Below are 17178 nucleotides of genomic sequence, written 5' to 3' on the forward strand. Positions count from 1 at the left end.
GTATTTCGCTCAGCGGTCAGATCCGCCGGGTGAACGGTTGGATTGGCGGGGTAAGCGGTTGGCGGCCTGGAGAAGGGATTCGGCCGCCGGCGGGCGGCGGCCTGCCTCCTCAGGCCGTCTGCATGGCCTGCAGCAGGTGGATAAACGCGGCGCTGAGCGGCGGCGTGGCCGGCTCATGGCGGGTAAAGACGTAAAAGCGCGCGCTGATGTCGATCTCTTGCGTCGGGATTTTCTGCAGGTGCAGCTGCGGGGCGTAGTGCGCGACCACCCGATCGCTCAGCAGCGCGATATAGCCCTGCTGCCTGACCAGGCACCAGGTCGCCAGAAAGGAGTCGGTCTCGACGATCTGGCCATGCGGCGTGTAGCGTTCGGCGATCTCGCGGATGGCGGCATGCCCCACCGAGCAGGAGCGCGGCACCACCCATTTGGCCTCGGCCGGCGGCTGCCCGGCTGCGGTAAGGTCGCCTCCCTGATAGAGCGAGAAGCGCTCGCTCTTCAGCGCCTGCATCGCCAGATCGGCGCCGCCCGCCGCGCCGTTCAGGCTGCTGACCGCCAAATCCAGCTCGCAGTTTCTCAGCCGGGCCAGCAGGCCTTCCGGGCCGTCCTCCACCACCGTCACCCGGGTATGCGGGTAGCGGCGGTTGAAGCCTTCGAGCACCTGCGGCAGGTAGCACAGCAGCGGATCGACGCTCATCCCTACCCGCAGGCGCTTCTCGCCGTCAGCGCTCAGGCCGCGCAGCTCGTCAAACGCGTTGAGCAACTGATTGGTGGCGGCGTCTATCCGCCGGTAAAACAGCTCACCGACCACCGTCAGGCGCACGCCGCGGTTGCTGCGCTCCAGCAGCCGCGCGCCGATGGTCATTTCCAGCTCTTTCAGCACCCGGCTGAGCGTCGGTTGCGAGATGGCCAGCTTTTTCGCGGCCTCGTGCAAACTTCCACAGTGGACAATGTCTTTGAACATCGTCAGATGCGCCAGCTTTGGCATGGTTTTCATGGTTGATCTCCCTGGAAGTGAAAGGCATCAGCCGGAGCCGGCGATGCGGCTGTAATAGGCCTGTTTCATCATGCTGTCGTTCAGCAATTTATTGATGGTCTGGTCGAGCACCGGCGTGGTGACGGAGGCCGGCATCAAGGTGGCGGTGATCTCCACGTCGTCGTCGCCGAAGGGTTCGATATCCAGATGCGAGATAAAGCAGTTTTCCCCTTGCAGCACCTGTTTGAATTTGGCCAGCGCTTCACGCTGTTCATGCTCGAAGGCAATGACGCAAATCTGGTAGGTGGATTCGCCGTTAACGTCATTGAAGGGCTGTTTGTTGACCATATTGACCAGCGGGCGCAACAGGGTGTTGGCGGCGAGCACGAACAGCGTGGCGGCCAGCGCGTCACCGTACAGGCCGCAGCCGGCGCAGGCGCCGACCGCTGCGGAGCCCCAGAGCGTGGCGGCGGTGTTCAGGCCGCGGATGTTCATCCCTTCCTTCATGATGGCCCCGGCGCCGAGAAAGCCGACGCCGGAGACCACGTAGGAGATGACGCGCACCGCGCCGCCGCTGCCGTCGATGGTCATGGCCAGATGGACGAAGATCGCCGCGCTGGTGGCCACCAGCGTGTTGGTGCGCAGCCCGGCGGTGCGCTGGCGGAACTGTCTTTCGTAGCCGATGGCGGCGCCCAGGACGGACGCGGTCAGCAGCGTCAGCAGCGTATGAATGAAATGCATGATAATAACTCGATGTATTATCCGCTTATCATGAGCCACCCGTGGTGGGGTAACTCTTGATAAACAGGTAGTTAAGTTGGCGGGATTCCGTCCCGCCAGGCCAGGGCGGCGCTCAGTGCGCGGCGGCGATCTGCCGGCTGAGCGCCTCGCTGATTTTGTCCGTCAGCGGCTGCATCCCCTCGCGGGTGCGCGCCTCGCGGCGCTGCGTGATGTGATAGCAGCCGTCGAGGGTGCCGGCGCCCAGCAGGAGGATGCGGTCAGACATCATCACCGCCTCCTCTACGCTGTGGGTGACCAGCACGATGGAGCGGGTTTTGATCTGGCGCGTGCTCCAGATACGCAGCAGATCGCTGCGCAGGTGCTCGCCGGTATAGACGTCCAGCGCGGAAAACGGCTCGTCCAGCAACAGCAGCATCGGTTCAACCGCCAGCGCGCGCGCGAAGCCGACCCGCTGGCGCATGCCGCCGGAAAGCTCGCGCGGGTAGGCGTCGCGGTAGGGCGCGAGCCCGACCAGATCGAGCATTTTCAGCGTCTGGGCTTCGACTACCTGCGGCGGCAGATCCTGCGCCTGCAGCCCGAAGGCGATATTTTGGTAGACGTTCAGCCACGGGAAAATGGCGAAGGTCTGGAACACCATGTTGATCTGCGGATTCGGCCCCGAGACTTTTTTATCCCCCAGCATCACGCTGCCCAGATCCGGCGCGATCAGGCCGGAAAGCATGCGCAGCAGGGTGGATTTACCCGAGCCGGACTGCCCCAAAATGCTGACGACTTCGTTGTCATAGAGGCGCAAATTGATTTCATCCAGCACCAGACGTTTTTCTTTACCGGTAGGCTGAACGCTTTTGCTGACGTTATTGACCGTCAGCAGCGTGGTTTTTTTTACCATCATGATCTGTCTCCACCCAATTAAAATATGAGCATGGAAAAAGGGCCGATATTTATCGCCGGGCAGGCGTAAAATAAATGCGAGTGCAAATAAGCCTGGCCGTTATCGGGCTGTTAATACGCTATGCTGGAGGGGGTAGCCCGTCGGGCGCGCCAGTGCGGCGTGCGCGTAGGCCAGAGGCTGAAGGGTAAAGCGAAGGGATGCTGTAACTGACTCATATCCTGACACTTTCAGGATGCAATGGGATGACTATTGCTCCTGTGACCTCAGCGGCTCCAACAATAAAATAAACAACCAACTGTCGCCGTCCATATCATTCTCCCGTTATTTTTCGTGTGGCCATAATACGCGTGCTATTGCCTATTGTTCAATGTGGATGCACCGAATTATGGCGGCAAAATGTAATTTAATATGAATGCGGGAAAAATTTTCTTTATTCATTAAACGGGGTGTCAACAGAAAGCGCGAGAATGAATATAGGCGTCATTTTGTGGAAATATAAACCTGAATTAAACGAGAGAATAAGTGGCGGGCGGAAAGTCGAATAATGAACCGGCCGGAGGGTGCCCTCTGGCCGGGATGGGGGTCAGAACTGATACATGATGCCGGTTTCGACGATGTCGTCGGCGCTGGCGCCAGCGGCGTTCTGCCGCTGCAGCAGGTTGAGTTTGTACTCCACGTAGGTCGACATGTTGGCGTTGAAGCTGTAGTTCAGCGCCAGATCCAGGTATTTGACCAGATCGGCGTCGCCAATGCCGGGCAGGTTGCGGCCGCGCGTTTGCAGGTAGGCTACCGAGGGCGTGACGCCGGAATCGAAGTGATACTGCGCGACCGCCTCGACGGCGTCTGCGCGCGGGGCGAAGCCGGCGTAGCGATCGCCGTCGACGTAGGTCATGTTCTCGGTGCGTGCGTAGCTTGCCGCCAGGTAGAGGTTGTCCTGGTCGTATTTCAGCCCCAGCGTCCAGGCCCGGGCGCGATCGCCGTCAGCCAGGCCGAAGCGTTGCTGCGCCAGGGTGCGCGCAGAGTTGGCGTAGGCGGCGCCAAAGTTTAGCCCCGCGCCGGTGTCGTAAGTGGCGGAAAAGGCGTAACCATCGCCGTTTTGCGTTTGGATATCCTTCGCCCGGTGAGCGTCGTCCCCCCGATTCTTCCCCTGATATTGCAGGCCGAGATCCAGGCCGTCGACCAGACCGCCCAGGCTGCGATTATGGTAGGTCAGCAGGCCGTTGGCGCGGCCGGTCATAAAGTTGTCGGCCGCTTCGTAGCTGTCGTTGCCGAATTCAGGCAGCACGTCGGTCCAGCCGGCCACGTCATACAGCAGGCCGTAGTTGCGGCCGTAATCCAGGCTGCCCCAGCGGCCGAACGTCAATCCGGCGAAGCCGAGGCGGGTATAGCTGTCGCCCGGCCCGGCGCTTTCCGGCTGATTGAGCCCGGCCTGATATTCCCATTGGCCATACCCCGTCAGCCCGTCGCCGATCTGCGTCTCGCCTTTGAAACCGAAGCGGGTATAGGAGCGGTCGCCGTTATTGTCGGCGTCACTGCTGAAGTAATGCACGCCGTTCAGCTGGCCGTACAGATCCAGCTTATTGCCGTCTTTATTGACGATTTCCGCGCCGGTGGCGGCGGCCGGCAGCAGGATGACCAGCGTCATCAGCAAGCTTTTATGGTTCATTTCAATTCCCCAAGTGGATGAAAACAGGGCCGTTAACCGGCCGATTGCGCTTGCGCGATTTTTTTGTACAGGCAGCTGCGGATCCGATCGGTGAGGTGCCGCAGGCTTTCCCGGTTGCGCGCCGCGCGCGGGAGGTTGACGCTGAATTCGTCGTCGATCCGTTTGCTGGTCGCGTCCAGGATCAGCACCCGATCGGACATCAGCACCGCCTCTTCGACGTCGTGCGTCACCATCACCATGGCGCGCGTGCGCAGCCGGTTTTCCCCCCACAACGCCAGCAGGTCGCCCCGCAGTTTTTGCGCGGTAAAGATATCGAGAGCGGAGAAGGGCTCGTCCAGCAGCAAGACGTCGGGCTCTACCGCCAACGCCCGGGCGAAGCCCACACGCTGGCGCATGCCGCCCGAAAGCTCGCGCGGCCAGGCGTGCTCATAGCCGCTCAGGCCCACCAGGCGCAGCAGCGCGTCCAGCCGTTCGGCGATCGTCTGCGGCGGCAGTTTTTGCGCCAGCAGCCCGAAGGCGATGTTGTCGTACACCGCCAGCCAGGGATAGAGCGCGTAGGACTGAAACACCATGCCGGCGTTGGCGCTCGGGCCATCGACCGGTTTGCCCGCCAGGGTGAGCGTGCCGCTGTCCGGTGGGATCAGCCCGGCCAGCATGCGCAGCAACGTGGACTTGCCCGAGCCGGATTGCCCCAGAATGGTAACGAACTCGCCGGCGTGCACGGTCAGCGATACGTCGCGCAGCACGGGTTTGGGGCGTTTGTTTTCGCCGATAAACGTCTTGTTCAGCCGGCGGGCGCTGATAATTACCTCTTGAGTCACCATGTGGTTCCCCCTCGATCAGTCATATTTGAATTTGGTTTCCGCGATGCGATACAGCGGTTGCCAGATGAAGATGATGCACAGCGCCACCAGCGCGCACATCGCGGCGCAGCCCAGCGCAGACTCCGGGTTCTTGCCGGCGTCGGTGACGACGGAAATGAACGCGCCCAGCCCGGTGGCGCTGAGGGTGGTGCTGCCCCACTGGATCACCTCGGCGGCGATGGCGCTGTTCCAGGCGCCGCCGGCGGCGGAGATGATGCCCGTCACGATGTAGGGGAAGATCGCCGGCAGCATGTAGTAGCGCCACCAGCGGAGGCGGCGCAGCCCGAAGGTTTCGCTGACTTCGGTGATCTGCGTCGGAATGGCGGAAACGCCGGCGATCACGTTAAACAACACGTACCACTGGGTGCCCAGCATGATCATCGGAATGGCCCACCAGCCGAGATCCTGGTGATAAATGGCGATGAAGGCGGCGATCAGCGGGTAGAAAATGTTGGGCGGAATAGCCGCCAGGATCTGGATGATCGGCTGGAAGATCTTCACCAGCCGCGGGTTCATGCCGATCCAGACGCCCAGCGGCGTGAAGATCGCCACGCTGAGCAGCATGGCCGCAGCCACCCGCGCGGTGGTGAGCAACATCCACTCTGGCAACATGGCGAAGTACTGTTTGGGGAAATATTCCCACAACTGATAGCCGAACCACACGCAAGCCAGCACCACGCCGAGATACCACAGGCTGCGCCACAGCCAGTTGCCTTTGGCGGCGATCCTGAACAGGCGGTGCAGGCCGAGGGCGTACCACAGCCGCGGCAGCTTGAACAGCCACAGGTCAGCCAGCGTGCGCAGCGTGCGGCCGAGCGCCGCGCCAACGTGCGAGAAGGCCAGGCTGTTATAAAACCACGGATTGCCGAGCGGCCGGTTGGTGGTAACGTCTTCGTATTTGAAGCGCGCGGTGTAGCGCACCAGCGGGCGGAACACCAGCTGATCGAGCAGCACGATGTTGGCGGCCAGCGCGACGATCGCATACAGGATCGCCGGCACGTTCTGCTGCGCCAGCGCTTCGGCGATATAGGAGCCGACGCCGGGCAGTTCGACCGAGCGATCGCCGACCGGAATGGCCTCGGAGGCCACCAGGGCGAACCAGGCGGCGGATTGCGACACCATGGCGTTCCACAGCAGGCCCGGCACTGAATAGATGAACTCCAGCCGCCAGAAGCGTTGCCACGGGTTGTAATTGAAGCTGCGTGCGGCTTCATCCAGCTCCTTGGGCACGATGCGCAGCGTCTGATACAGCGTCAGCATCATGTTCCAGGCCTGGCCGGTAAACACCGCGAAGATGGCGGTGCACTCCAGCCCCATCACGCTGTGCGGGTAGAGGTTGAGAAAATACACGGTTGTGAAGGTCAGGAACCCTACCAGCGGCACCGACTCCATAAAGTTGACGAAGGGCAGGATCACCCGGCGCAGCGGCGCATAGCGCGCGGCCAGCACGGCGAATACCACAGAAAACAGCAGTGACCAGGCCATGCCGAGGAGAAAGCGCATGCTGGTTCTGAGCGAATAATAAAGCAGGTTCCAGGCGTCGAGATTAATGGCAGAGACGTTTTGTTCATTGAAGTCACCGTGCATGTCACCCCAGGCACGAATAAAAAAGGCAATGAAAAAAACACCGATGGCGATAACGATAAAGTCATTTAAATAAGACTTTCTGAAAACAGATGTACCCCGGTTATTTTGCATAACGCAATACCTTATTTTTCCCATAAGAAATCCGTCGGCGCTCGGGGAATATACCCGGCGACATCAGATAAATACCGCCGTAGCGGTTGAGACAGACGTTGTTTTCGCAGCGGGGCGATGGGTGGGCCGGCAGAGCGGGAAAGGCCGTCAGAAGGGGAGCGGTTGCCGCATTCCGTGTCTTTCAGAATGCAACGCGGATGGCATTACTGAAAGACGCCCAATAGTATTAGCGTAAAACTAAAACTTTCATCGCCCATGGGGCCCTCCTCGGTTTAAATATGGCAGGGAGAGGGTAATGTTTTTTACTAATAAAAAGCAATTGGCGGCGTAGGGTTTTTACGGATGATATGTAACAGGATGAATATTCATTTTTTAATCGCTATATTCATAAAGTGAAATAACGCATGCTGATGGCGATAAAGGCGGTAAAAATAAATCACGGCGAAATAAAACGGCGCGCCTGAAGGGGGCACGCCGCCGTAAATCAATAAACCTGTCTGCCGTTGATGCCGGCGGGGAAAATGCCGGTGGCGAACAGATGCCCGTTGGCCTGGATCTGGTCGTCGGGCAGCATCTCCAGCGGGAACTCGCCCGCCAGGCAACTGAGAAAGGCGTTGCGATCGTCCGTGCAGGTAAAGCCGATCAGATCGTAGAACAGCAGCGAAGCGATCAGCTGGCGGTGTTCCGGGATGCGTCGCAGCAGCGCCGCCGACGGAAACGGCAGGTGGAAAAAGAACGCGCAGGCGTTCAGCAGCCCCTGTTCCTTCAGCGCCTGGGCGCAGGGCAGCAGCTGGTAGTCATCGATGCAGACGATGTCGCCGGGGCACAGGTGCTCGCAGGCGATATCGGCAAAATGGCGGTTCAGCTGCCGGTAGGCGCGGTAGTTTTCCGGCGTGAAGTGCGCCTTCTCCGGCTGGTTGTGGAACACCGGCCACAGGCCGTCGTGGTAGTAGCCCTGATAGTGGCGGCGGAACTCCTCGATCGACAGCGGGAAGGTTACCTGATCGTAACCGGCGCGTTGGCGGCAGCTGATCGGGCGCTGCGCAAAATTCTGCACGTCGCCGTTCCAGCCCAGCCACAGCCCCGGTTCGGCGTCGGCCGCCAGCGTCTGGCCGGCGCAGGCCAGATCCTTGCCGTCGCACTGCTTGTTCGAAATCAGCACTAAACGAGACATCAGGAGCTCCTTATCAGTGAAGGGCGCGCGGGGCATGCGCCGAACAATCGGCGCGCCAGGGGGCTTGCAGAGCGGGCAGCGTGACGCGCAGGCCGCGTAATGCCGGATGCGCCAGGCAGCAGCGCGTCAGCCAGCTGCCCAGCCCGACGCCGCGGTATTCGGCGCTGACGAACAGTTCGCTCACCGAGGCGAAGGTGGCGTAATCGGTCACCATGCGGGCGAAACCGAGCAGGTGGCGCTTGCGGTACAGGCCGAAGCACAGGCCGTGGTGCACCAAGCGCTCCGCCGCCGCCCGATCCGGCAGGCTGAGGAAACGCTGGATCGCCTCGATGTCCAATAACTGCCGGTCGGTGCTGATATGAAAAACGCCTTTGCGCCAGCAGAGCAGCGGCTGCGCGGGCGCCGGTTGCGGTTGCATCTTCATGATTATCCTTAGGTTAATGAACCGGGTGGTTACAGCATCCAGCCGAGTTCGGCGGCGGTGACCTGTTCCTCGAAGCGGCGCAGTTCGGCGCTTTTGCAGGTGTGCCACAGAGTGCAGAACGCCGGGCCGAGCAGCTCGCGCAGCGGATCGCTGTGACGGAACAGCGTCAGCGCCTCCTGTTGGCCGAGCGGCAAGGGGGCGGCGTTGTCACTCTCGCAGCCGTTGGCGGCCGGCGGCAGCGGTAGCGGCTGTTCCAGCCCGTGCAGCAGGCCGCCGAGCATCACCGCCAGCGCCAGATAGGGGTTGGCGTCGGCGCCGGCCAGGCGGTATTCGATGCGCTGGTTGGCGCTGTCGGCGCAGGGCAGGCGCAGCGCCACCGTGCGGTTGTTGTGGCCCCAGGAGGCGCGCAGCGGCACGTGCATGCCGGGGCGGAAACGGCGGAACGCGTTGATATTGGGCGCCAGGATCGCCATCGACGCCGGCATCAGCGCCAGCATGCCCGCCATCGCCTGCTGCATGTTGTCGTTCAGTTCGCCCGGCGCGCCGGTCAGCAGGTTCTCGCCGTGCTCGTTCTGCAGGCTGATGTGAAAGTGCAGTCCGCTGCCGGCGGCGTGGGCGCAGGGCTTGGCCATAAAGCAGGCGTGCTGGTGATGTTGCTCGGCAATTTGCCGCGTCAGGCGTTTTAGCGCCATGATCTGGTCGCAGGCTTCCAGCACGCGCCGGCTGTGATGCAGGTTCAGCTCGTACTGGCCGGAGGCGGCTTCGGCCACCACGCCGGTCAATGGCAGGCTCTGCAGCCGCGCGTGCCGTTCGATGTCGCTCAGCAGCGCATGGTGGCGCTCCGGCGCATCCACCGCGAAGCTCTGCGTCGGGCAGGTTTCCGCCTCGGCGGGGTGCTGCGGATCCTGCAGGTAGAACTCCAGTTCGGCCGCCACCACCGGGAAACAGTTGCGCTCGTGCAGGCGCTTCAGCACCCGTTGCAGCACCACGCGCGGCTCCAGCTCGCAGGCGTCGCCATCGGCGTTTTGCATCGTCAGCAGCAGCTGGGCGTGGCGCTCGGGATCGCGCGCGCAGGGGCGCAGCGTACCGGGCACCGGCAGGCACAGCCGGTCCGGCTCGCCCGCCCGCTGCCCCAGCCCGCTTTCTTCTATCACCCGGCCGTGCAGATCCATGGCGTAGATCGACAGCGGGAAGTAGCAGCCTTTTTCCAGCCCAAAGGCTTCGGCGATCGGCAGCCGTTTGCCGCGCAGCTGGCCGTTCAGATCGTGCAGATAAATATCCAGCTGTTCGGTATCCGGATAGCGCTGCAGATAGTGCTCCAGCTCTTTACGGAAGGTGCGCGTCGGCGAAGCGGGCAGCTCCGCCAGCAGGGGATTGAAGCCGATGATATTAGAATGCATGGCGTGCTCCAGAACGAAGACCGGTCACGGCCAGAGGCAGGGATAAACGCATGAGACAACTCTCTTGTGAGGCCATAGCGGCGATGTGAAAAGGGTATCTGCGGCGGCAAAAACTGTCTGTAAAAACGCCGTAACGTTAACGGGGCGCGGAATAAAAATGCCGTAAAGAACGTGGCGGGTTGGCCGGGGCGGCACGGTCTATACTGGCGAGACGGGCCGTAGAAGGAGAGATAACGATGAAGAGAATAGGGCTGCTTATCGCCGCGCTGGCCGCGTTCAACGCCACTGCGTCTTCCCCCCAGGCGTGGGCCAAGAGCGAACGGGCGATGCGCGCCGCCTGCCTGCAAGCCAGCGGGCTAAAAAATGCCAGGGTGGAAGGGGCGATTATTCACTACGGTGACGACGTCGGCTATTCGGCGCTGTTTATCGGCGGGCGCTACCCGCAGCCGTTTATGAAAAACCAGCCGGGCAGGGAGCTGTGCTTATATCAGCGTGCCACGCAAAAGGCGGCGGTGCAGGCGGTGGAGGGGAGCAACGCGTCTGCTCAACTTAGATGATTGATGAGGTAAATAAAAATACAGCCCACGGTGGTAATCATGGCCTCTACGAGCAAAAGTATAAAATCCATCGCCAGCCACTTTTGTAGCTCAGGAGAGGCGGTTTTTTGCACGAAATCGTAGGTTTTCGCATCGAGCCAAACCTGATCCCTTATTTTTATTTTTTTCCTTTTCAGGATCCAAAGAAACCACTGTGCTTTCAATGAGGTTCCAAGCATGCCGAGGCTATCGGCAAAGGCGACGTAGGGCGGAATAAAATGTCCGCTGCCGGCGTAACGCTGATAGAAAGCATCAAACTCTTTTTTATGGCGACGGTAACCAATGAACTGGATGAAGGTGCTTAAAACCAGCAGCGTTAAGCATAATATGACAAGGGTTTTCATCGAGCAGCCTGAATCACGACATTCTCGTTATCATCATAAAGATCAATGCCATGATGAAGAACAAGCCTTCCAGCGCCAAAAGCGTGCCGTTGTTTTTCATCCAGGTCTGCAAGCGTTCAGATGATGAAAGACGAAAAAATTCATAGGTCTTGGCGGGAAGATATTGGTTTTTCTTCACCTTGATTTTCTTGCCGAAAAGGATCCCTCTGAACCATTGGACTTTGATGGAAGTACCTAAAGAGCCAAGGCCATCGGCAATTGCGACGTGAGCAGGGACAAAGTGGCCCTGTTGGGTATAGCGTTGATAAAAAACATCGAACTCGTGTTTATAGCGACGAGAGTAAATATATTGAGCAAGCCAACAAAGTAAGAGCAGCACGGCTGCAGTAAGTGATGCTATTTTCATAAGCCACCGGCTAAGGTTCAAGGGGCGTTATGCCTTACTCAAAAAAGCAAAAATGCACATTAACGCCAAACACCCCATTTTCAGCACGCTTAAGATGAAGTCTTTTCGAATCCAACTCTTCAGATGTTGAGATGTGTTTTCATTCACGAATTCGTAGGTTTTTGAGCTCAGAAAAGCGTTTTTCCCTATCCTTATTTTTCTGCCATTCAATACCCAACGGAACCATTGCGCTTTAATAGACACACCGAGCAAACCAAGGTTATCCGCGAAGATGACAAATGGAGGCAAGGGATGGGCGCTTTGCACATAACGTTGATAGAATTCAGAAAATTCGTCTTTATAGCGCCGATAGCAAAGATACTGCACCAAGGCGCTAATCAATGTCAGAGTGAAGAACAGGACGATAGCGATTTTCATTATTCACCAAAAATGAAACCAGTAATGCTGTCGGCGGCTACACCGCCACCCCAACTGCCAGCTGCGCCACCCAGAGCAGCGCCTGCTATACCACAAGCTAAAATACCGGTACCAAACGTGGAGGCGCCTAAGACGATACTGCAAGCCGTCATTGCTAACATTGCACCGCCTTCACCCCCCAAAATCCCCGCCGCAGTACTCGCCGCAAAATGACTGTATCCCTTTACCGCGATCTTGGCGCACTCCTGTTCGCGGCCAGTGGTGCAGGCATTGTAGACGTCGTTGGTGGTATTCAGCCCACTCAATCCGATGCCGATCCAGCCGCCGGCTTTCATAAACTTGGCCGCACGGCTGGCGCTGTCGACGTAGTTCGAATAACCCCTAATGGCGCCGACGCCGGCGGTGCTCCATTCATGCACCAGCGATTTACTGGAGAGCCCCAGCGCGTGTTTGATATGCGCATACTCTTTCATATTGAGTTGAGCACGAGTAAGGCGATTCAGTAACGGTTTTAATGTACCGAACAGCCGCGCCCGTTCCACCTGAAACTGGGTGCCAATCAACGCGCCACTCGTGCGGAACTGATTTTGGTAGGTTTTTTCAATCTCAACCAGGATATTTTTGATCTGGCTGAAGTAGCGTTCTCCGGCATCCGAAGCCAGCCCGACGACCGTTTCCCCATAGCTGGTGAAGGCGGCGATAGCGGCGTAATTACGGTGCAAGAAGGTGGAGAAATCGCTGTCACCGGCTTTCACCGCTTTGCTGGTACGTCTCTTGGCCTGCATCAGGGCGGCGATCTGCGTAGATTGATTATGATTGCGCGGATCGGCGACGATCAGCATTTGCCCCGGTTGAACCAGCGGCGTATCGGCATTGAGCTGCATAAAAAAGCGTGCCGCTTCCGATGGCCTGCCACCGAACAGGTAGTTGGCGTGGAAGGCGAGCGGGCCGGTTTGTTAGGCGATGCAATAGCCCGGTGCGATGCTGCTGGACTTCTGTTCCATGTCAAAAAGCCTCCTTATTTTTAGGAAACTTAACATTTTCTACAGGGTGGTAACAGGTTCTGGCTCACGCTCTCGATCGGAGAATCATCTGAAAACATCGGTATTTCGCTAAATTTGCCTCTCCTTCCCTCTATTTGATTGAATTGATAGACGATGGTCCTATCGGTTTCTTTTGCGAGTCGCCAGTCAAAACGCCAATGGCGGTCTGGATAAAATTATATATTCCGGTCTATCGTCTTGTCATAGATTGTACTCTATAATCAGGAGATGCCATGTGGACGGTAATGACAACGGAAGAGTTTGATCGGTGGCTCGGTGAGCAGGATGAATCGACGCAGGAAAAGGTGCTGGCCGCGCTGGTGATGCTCGAGCGTGCCGGGCCTTCTCTTCGGCGGCCTTTTGTCGACGTGCTGAAAGGCTCGTTGCATCCCAACATGAAAGAGCTGCGTATTCAGCACAAAGGGCGGCCGATTCGCGCTTTTTTCGCCTTCGATCCGGCGCAGCAGGCGATTGTGCTGTGTGCGGGCGACAAAACGGGTAATGAGAAGCGGTTTTATAAAGTGATGCTGCCCATCGCGGATGCGCAGTTCACCCAATATTTGATGTGTAATTTCAAGGAGTAACCCATGAGCACCTTAAAACAACTGCTGGCCTCCCGCACGCCGGAGAGCCGCCGGCGTATCGAGGAAATGGCCGAAGAGATGCTGTTTGAAGCGCACCTTCACCAGCTGCGGGAAGCGCTGAATATTTCCCAACAGGAACTGGCGAAAACGTTGGGCATTTCCCAGCCTTCAGTCGCGGCCATCGAAGGGCGCGGCAACGAGCTGAAGATTTCCACCTTGAAACGCTACGTGGAAGCGATGGGCGGCACGCTGCGCCTGGACGTTGAGCTGCCGGGCGGCAAGCACGTCGGGTTTACGGTTTAAACGCAGGTTCTGCGCCACTTCCCGCCATCTCCCGTTCGATCACCGTCGCCAGCGCCTGCGCGGCGGAAGAGAGCTGATGCTGCGCCAGGCGGATCAGGCCCACGCGCCGTTCGATGATCGGGCCGATCAGCGGCACGCAGACCGCTCCCAGCTCATCCATCTGTTGCTCACACAGCGCCGGTACCGCGCTGGCGCCGAGGCCGTTGGCCACCATGCGCCCGACCGTTACCAGCTGGTGGCTTTCAAACGCCACCTCCAGCGTGCGGCCGCTGCGGGCCAGCTCCTGCTCCAGCAGCAGCCGCACCGCCGATGGCCGCTGCAGGGTGATGAAATCCAGCGTCAGCAGCTCCTTCCAGCTCACCTGCGCCTTGCGCGCCAGCGCCGAATCCTTCGGCACCACCGCCATAAAGCGATCGCGGCACAGCGGGGTGAAGTGCAGGGTGTCGCTCGGCTCCGGCTCGAAGGCGATGCCCATCTCCACCCGGCCTTCGCGGATCATTTCAAACACCTGCTCGTTGATGACGTCGTGCACCGCCACGTTGATGCCGGCGTAACGATCGCGAAACGCCTTGAGGATCGGCGGCAGCGGGTTGCCGGCGAACGACGGCATGGCGGCGATCGCCACCTTGCCCATCTGCAGGGTGAAGCGCTGGCGCATCGCCTCTTCCGCGTTGTCCCAATCCGCCAGCAGCTGGCGCGCCATCGGGAAGAAGGTTTCCCCCTCCGGCGTCAGCGTCACCCGGCGGGTGGTGCGCAGCAGCAGCGGCCCGCCCAGCGCGTCTTCCAGCCCACGAATCGCCAGGCTGAGCGCTGGCTGAGAAATATTCAGCCGCTCGCTGGCCTGGGCGAAGTTCAGAGTGTGAGCTACCGCTAAAAACGCGCGTAACTGTTTGATGCTCATTTTCATTTTGGCTGGCGTTAACTCTTTGTTAATTGTCGGTTAACGGTTGATTAATAAAAATTCTAAATGAATGCGGCATAAAAACAAAATTAACAAATCATTTTTGTGACCTGAAGATGCCCTCACGCAAGCCAGGGCATTTCGCCCTGCGCCGCAACATGCAGGGGCAACGATATGGCAGGGCTCGACAAACGCGTCGGCAGCTACCAGGAAGCGCTGGCAGGCCTGACGGACAACATGACGGTGCTGGCGGGCGGCTTTGGCCTGTGCGGCATCCCGGAAAACCTGATCGAAGAGATCCGCCGGCGCGGCGTGCGCGGCTTGACGGTGGTTTCCAACAACTGCGGCGTCGACGGGTTCGGCCTCGGGCGGCTGCTGGAAACCCATCAGATCCGCAAGGTGGTGGGATCGTACGTCGGCGAAAACGCGCTGTTCGAGCAGCAGGCGCTCAGCGGCGAGCTGGAGGTGGATCTCACGCCGCAGGGCACGCTGGCTGAGAAGATCCGCGCCGGCGGCGCCGGTATCCCGGCGTTCTTCACCGCCACCGGTTACGGCACGCCGATCGCCGAAGGCAAAGAGGTGCGCGAGTTCAACGGCCGCCCTTACATCATGGAAACCGCCATCACCGGCGATTTCGCCATCGTTAAAGGCTGGAAGGCCGATCACTTCGGCAACGTCATCTATCGCCACACCGCGCAGAACTTCAATCCGCTGATGGCGACCGCCGGGCGCATCACGGTGGTGGAAGTGGAAGAGATCGTGGCGCCGGGCGAGCTGGATCCGGCGGCGATCCATACCCCCGGCATCTACGTCGATCGGCTGATCCAGGGCACCTTCGAGAAGCGTATCGAACAACGCACCCTGCGGGCATAAGGAGAATTCGCATGCTTACCCGTGAACAAATGGCGCAGCGCGTGGCGCAAGAGCTGAGAGACGGTTACTACGTCAACCTGGGCATCGGTATCCCGACGCTGGTGGCCAACTACGTGCCGGCGGGCATGGACGTGATGCTGCAGTCGGAAAACGGCCTGCTGGGAATGGGCGAGTTCCCGACCGAGCAGCAACTGGACGCCGACATGATCAACGCCGGCAAGCAGACGGTCACCGCGCGCCTCGGCGCGTCGATCTTCGATTCGGCGCAGTCGTTCGCCATGATCCGCGGCGGCCACGTCGATCTGACCGTACTGGGGGCGTTTGAAGTGGACGTCGAGGGCAACATCGCCTCGTGGATGATCCCCGGCAAGATGGTCAAGGGCATGGGCGGCGCGATGGATCTGGTGGCGGGAGCGGAGAACATCATCGTGGTGATGACCCACGCCGCAAAGGGCGGCGAGTCCAAGCTGCTGCCGCGCTGCACGCTGCCGCTGACCGGCGCCAACTGCATCCGCAAGGTATTGACCGATCTGGCCTACCTGGAAATTGAAGACGGCGCCTTCGTGCTGCGCGAACGCGCGCCGGGCGTCAGCGTGGCGGAGATTGTCGCCAAAACCGCCGGCCGGCTGATCGTGCCGGAGCAAGTGCCGGAAATGCGTTTCTGAAACGGGAGGTGAATGTGCAACAACGTGAAGTGGTGATCGTGGCGGCGACGCGCACGCCGGTCGGCAGTTTTCACGGCGCGCTGGCGCCGTTGACGGCGGTGGAACTGGGCACGGCGGCGGTGCAGGGGCTGCTGGCGCAAAGCGGCGTGGCGCCGCAGCAGATCGATGAAGTGATCCTCGGCCAGGTGCTGACCGCCGGCTGCGGGCAGAATCCGGCGCGCCAGACCGCGCTGAACGCCGGGCTGCCCGTTACGACGCCGGCGCTGACCATCAACAAGGTGTGCGGCTCCGGTTTGAAGGCGGTGCATCTGGCGGTACAGGCGATCCGCAGCGGCGACGCCGAGGCGGTGATCGCCGGCGGCCAGGAGAGCATGAGCCAGTCGCCTTACCTGATGGCTGGTGCGCGCGCCGGTCTGCGTCTCGGTCATGCGCAGATGGTGGACAGCGTGATCCACGATGGCCTGTGGGACGCGTTCAACGACTATCACATGGGCATCACCGCCGAAAACCTGGCGGAGAAATACGCCATCAGCAGAGAAGAACAAGACAGGTTCGCGCTGCGCTCGCAGCAGAAGGCGCAGGCGGCGCAGCAGGCCGGGCGTTTCGCGCAGGAGATCACGCCGGTGACGGTGCCGAAGCCGAAGGGGGAGGCGCAGCGGGTTGAGCACGACGAGCAGCTGCGCGACACCAGCCCTGAGGCGCTGGCGCGGCTGCGCCCGGCGTTTCGCAAGGAGGGTACGGTGACCGCCGGTAACGCCTCGTCGCTCAATGACGGCGCCGCCGTGGTGCTGCTGATGAGCGCGGAAAAAGCCGCCGCGCTGCGCTTGCCGGTGCTGGCGCGCATCGCCGGTTACGCCTCGTCGGGCGTCGATCCGGCGATCATGGGCATCGGCCCGGCGCCGGCCGCGCGCCGCTGCCTGGAAAAAGCCGGCTGGCGGCTGGAGGAGGTCGATCTGATCGAAGCCAACGAAGCCTTCGCCGCGCAGGCGCTGGCGGTGGGTAAAGAACTGGGCTGGGATGCGGAGCGGGTCAACGTCAACGGCGGGGCAATCGCGCTGGGGCATCCGATCGGCGCGTCCGGCTGCCGCATTTTGGTGTCGCTGCTGTTCGAAATGCAGCGCCGCGGGGTGAACAAGGGGCTGGCGATGCTGTGCATCGGCGGCGGGCAGGGCGTGGCGCTGGCGGTAGAGCGCCCGTAAACAACCGAGGAGGCAC

At 60.4% G+C, this 17178-nt stretch carries 19 protein-coding genes and 1 pseudogene; 6 read left to right on the plus strand and 14 right to left on the minus strand.

Annotation, left to right across the window (positions count from 1 at the left end; all coding sequences use genetic code 11):
* Positions 1-109 precede the first annotated feature (109 nt).
* The 9 genes from ACRAWE_RS19115 to ACRAWE_RS19155 form a co-directional block, all read right to left on the minus strand.
* Positions 110-994, minus strand: a complete 885-nt coding sequence (locus ACRAWE_RS19115; RefSeq protein WP_432525754.1) for a LysR family transcriptional regulator — start codon at positions 992-994, stop codon at positions 110-112.
* 27 nt (positions 995-1021) lie between these two features.
* Positions 1022-1714, minus strand: a complete 693-nt coding sequence (locus ACRAWE_RS19120; protein ID WP_019453282.1) for an MgtC/SapB family protein — start codon at positions 1712-1714, stop codon at positions 1022-1024.
* Between the two features lie 112 nt (positions 1715-1826).
* Positions 1827-2606: an ABC transporter ATP-binding protein gene (locus tag ACRAWE_RS19125; protein WP_063918074.1), complete on the minus strand. Its 780-nt coding sequence runs from the start codon at positions 2604-2606 to the stop codon at positions 1827-1829.
* Positions 2607-3189: 583 nt separating this feature from the next.
* Positions 3190-4272 carry a porin gene (locus tag ACRAWE_RS19130; RefSeq protein ID WP_432525755.1) on the minus strand — a complete coding sequence of 361 codons (1083 nt, stop codon included), beginning with the start codon at positions 4270-4272 and terminating at the stop codon, positions 3190-3192.
* Positions 4273-4304: 32 nt separating this feature from the next.
* Entirely contained in the window at positions 4305-5096 is a 792-nt protein-coding gene (locus ACRAWE_RS19135) for an ABC transporter ATP-binding protein (protein WP_432525757.1), read from the minus strand.
* Between the two features lie 15 nt (positions 5097-5111).
* Positions 5112-6722 (minus strand): ABC transporter permease, encoded by a 1611-nt coding sequence (locus tag ACRAWE_RS19140; RefSeq protein WP_244889058.1) that lies wholly within the window; start codon positions 6720-6722, stop codon positions 5112-5114.
* Between the two features lie 595 nt (positions 6723-7317).
* The gene (locus ACRAWE_RS19145) at positions 7318-8007 is read right to left on the minus strand and encodes a trehalose-6-phosphate synthase (protein ID WP_432525759.1); all 690 of its coding nucleotides are present in this window, start codon (positions 8005-8007) and stop codon (positions 7318-7320) included.
* A 13-nt stretch (positions 8008-8020) separates the two neighbouring features.
* The gene (locus ACRAWE_RS19150) at positions 8021-8431 is read right to left on the minus strand and encodes a GNAT family N-acetyltransferase (protein ID WP_197667682.1); all 411 of its coding nucleotides are present in this window, start codon (positions 8429-8431) and stop codon (positions 8021-8023) included.
* Between the two features lie 29 nt (positions 8432-8460).
* A complete protein-coding gene (locus ACRAWE_RS19155; RefSeq protein ID WP_432525761.1) occupies positions 8461-9831 on the minus strand; it encodes a glutamine synthetase family protein in 1371 nt (456 codons plus the stop codon).
* Positions 9832-10067: 236 nt separating this feature from the next.
* Between ACRAWE_RS19155 and ACRAWE_RS19160 the strand changes: the two genes are divergently transcribed.
* A complete protein-coding gene (locus tag ACRAWE_RS19160; RefSeq protein ID WP_211130204.1) occupies positions 10068-10388 on the plus strand; it encodes a hypothetical protein in 321 nt (106 codons plus the stop codon).
* Here the strand turns inward: ACRAWE_RS19160 and ACRAWE_RS19165 are convergent.
* The 4 genes and pseudogenes from ACRAWE_RS19165 to ACRAWE_RS19180 form a co-directional block, all read right to left on the minus strand.
* The gene (locus tag ACRAWE_RS19165) at positions 10376-10771 is read right to left on the minus strand and encodes a hypothetical protein (protein ID WP_154747159.1); all 396 of its coding nucleotides are present in this window, start codon (positions 10769-10771) and stop codon (positions 10376-10378) included. The genes ACRAWE_RS19160 and ACRAWE_RS19165 overlap by 13 nt on opposite strands.
* Before the next feature lie 13 nt (positions 10772-10784).
* Positions 10785-11177: a hypothetical protein gene (locus ACRAWE_RS19170; RefSeq protein ID WP_063918083.1), complete on the minus strand. Its 393-nt coding sequence runs from the start codon at positions 11175-11177 to the stop codon at positions 10785-10787.
* A 27-nt stretch (positions 11178-11204) separates the two neighbouring features.
* Positions 11205-11594: a hypothetical protein gene (locus ACRAWE_RS19175; protein WP_063918084.1), complete on the minus strand. Its 390-nt coding sequence runs from the start codon at positions 11592-11594 to the stop codon at positions 11205-11207.
* Positions 11594-12598: pseudogene (locus tag ACRAWE_RS19180) on the minus strand (hypothetical protein). Before ACRAWE_RS19180 ends, ACRAWE_RS19175 begins: the two are co-directional and overlap by 1 nt.
* Positions 12599-12870: 272 nt before the next feature.
* On the opposite strand from ACRAWE_RS19180, the gene ACRAWE_RS19185 reads away from it, so the two are divergent.
* Both ACRAWE_RS19185 and ACRAWE_RS19190 read left to right on the plus strand, forming a co-directional pair.
* Positions 12871-13221: a type II toxin-antitoxin system RelE/ParE family toxin gene (locus ACRAWE_RS19185; protein WP_432525763.1), complete on the plus strand. Its 351-nt coding sequence runs from the start codon at positions 12871-12873 to the stop codon at positions 13219-13221.
* A gap of 3 nt (positions 13222-13224) precedes the next feature.
* A complete protein-coding gene (locus tag ACRAWE_RS19190) occupies positions 13225-13524 on the plus strand; it encodes a helix-turn-helix domain-containing protein (RefSeq protein ID WP_019453270.1) in 300 nt (99 codons plus the stop codon).
* Here ACRAWE_RS19190 and ACRAWE_RS19195 read toward each other — a convergent pair.
* Positions 13514-14431: a LysR family transcriptional regulator gene (locus ACRAWE_RS19195; protein ID WP_063918086.1), complete on the minus strand. Its 918-nt coding sequence runs from the start codon at positions 14429-14431 to the stop codon at positions 13514-13516. The genes ACRAWE_RS19190 and ACRAWE_RS19195 overlap by 11 nt on opposite strands.
* Positions 14432-14599: 168 nt before the next feature.
* Here ACRAWE_RS19195 and ACRAWE_RS19200 point away from each other — a divergent pair, with 168 nt between their 5' ends.
* From ACRAWE_RS19200 to ACRAWE_RS19210, 3 genes are read left to right on the plus strand one after another with little or no spacing between them, the layout of a single operon-like run.
* The gene (locus ACRAWE_RS19200; protein WP_004933280.1) at positions 14600-15298 is read left to right on the plus strand and encodes a CoA transferase subunit A; all 699 of its coding nucleotides are present in this window, start codon (positions 14600-14602) and stop codon (positions 15296-15298) included.
* An 11-nt stretch (positions 15299-15309) separates the two neighbouring features.
* Positions 15310-15963, plus strand: coding sequence for a CoA transferase subunit B (locus ACRAWE_RS19205; protein ID WP_025305151.1), 654 nt, complete (start codon positions 15310-15312; stop codon positions 15961-15963).
* A 14-nt stretch (positions 15964-15977) separates the two neighbouring features.
* Positions 15978-17162, plus strand: a complete 1185-nt coding sequence (locus ACRAWE_RS19210) for an acetyl-CoA C-acetyltransferase (protein ID WP_432525764.1) — start codon at positions 15978-15980, stop codon at positions 17160-17162.
* Positions 17163-17178: the final 16 nt, after the last annotated feature.

Origin of the sequence: Serratia sp. BFP-2025, assembly GCF_050880365.1 — a bacterium.
GTDB classification, from domain to species: Bacteria; Pseudomonadota; Gammaproteobacteria; order Enterobacterales; family Enterobacteriaceae; genus Serratia; species Serratia surfactantfaciens.

Coding starts and splice junctions, on each gene's coding strand:
- ACRAWE_RS19115 (WP_432525754.1), bottom strand. CDS start 994: ATGAAAACCATGCCAAAGCTGGCGCATCTGACGATGTTCAAAGACATT.
- ACRAWE_RS19120 (WP_019453282.1), bottom strand. CDS start 1,714: ATGCATTTCATTCATACGCTGCTGACGCTGCTGACCGCGTCCGTCCTG.
- ACRAWE_RS19125 (WP_063918074.1), bottom strand. CDS start 2,606: ATGATGGTAAAAAAAACCACGCTGCTGACGGTCAATAACGTCAGCAAA.
- ACRAWE_RS19130 (WP_432525755.1), bottom strand. CDS start 4,272: ATGAACCATAAAAGCTTGCTGATGACGCTGGTCATCCTGCTGCCGGCC.
- ACRAWE_RS19135 (WP_432525757.1), bottom strand. CDS start 5,096: ATGGTGACTCAAGAGGTAATTATCAGCGCCCGCCGGCTGAACAAGACG.
- ACRAWE_RS19140 (WP_244889058.1), bottom strand. CDS start 6,722: ATGCACGGTGACTTCAATGAACAAAACGTCTCTGCCATTAATCTCGAC.
- ACRAWE_RS19145 (WP_432525759.1), bottom strand. CDS start 8,007: ATGTCTCGTTTAGTGCTGATTTCGAACAAGCAGTGCGACGGCAAGGAT.
- ACRAWE_RS19150 (WP_197667682.1), bottom strand. CDS start 8,431: ATGAAGATGCAACCGCAACCGGCGCCCGCGCAGCCGCTGCTCTGCTGG.
- ACRAWE_RS19155 (WP_432525761.1), bottom strand. CDS start 9,831: ATGCATTCTAATATCATCGGCTTCAATCCCCTGCTGGCGGAGCTGCCC.
- ACRAWE_RS19160 (WP_211130204.1), top strand. CDS start 10,068: ATGAAGAGAATAGGGCTGCTTATCGCCGCGCTGGCCGCGTTCAACGCC.
- ACRAWE_RS19165 (WP_154747159.1), bottom strand. CDS start 10,771: ATGAAAACCCTTGTCATATTATGCTTAACGCTGCTGGTTTTAAGCACC.
- ACRAWE_RS19170 (WP_063918083.1), bottom strand. CDS start 11,177: ATGAAAATAGCATCACTTACTGCAGCCGTGCTGCTCTTACTTTGTTGG.
- ACRAWE_RS19175 (WP_063918084.1), bottom strand. CDS start 11,594: ATGAAAATCGCTATCGTCCTGTTCTTCACTCTGACATTGATTAGCGCC.
- ACRAWE_RS19185 (WP_432525763.1), top strand. CDS start 12,871: ATGTGGACGGTAATGACAACGGAAGAGTTTGATCGGTGGCTCGGTGAG.
- ACRAWE_RS19190 (WP_019453270.1), top strand. CDS start 13,225: ATGAGCACCTTAAAACAACTGCTGGCCTCCCGCACGCCGGAGAGCCGC.
- ACRAWE_RS19195 (WP_063918086.1), bottom strand. CDS start 14,431: ATGAAAATGAGCATCAAACAGTTACGCGCGTTTTTAGCGGTAGCTCAC.
- ACRAWE_RS19200 (WP_004933280.1), top strand. CDS start 14,600: ATGGCAGGGCTCGACAAACGCGTCGGCAGCTACCAGGAAGCGCTGGCA.
- ACRAWE_RS19205 (WP_025305151.1), top strand. CDS start 15,310: ATGCTTACCCGTGAACAAATGGCGCAGCGCGTGGCGCAAGAGCTGAGA.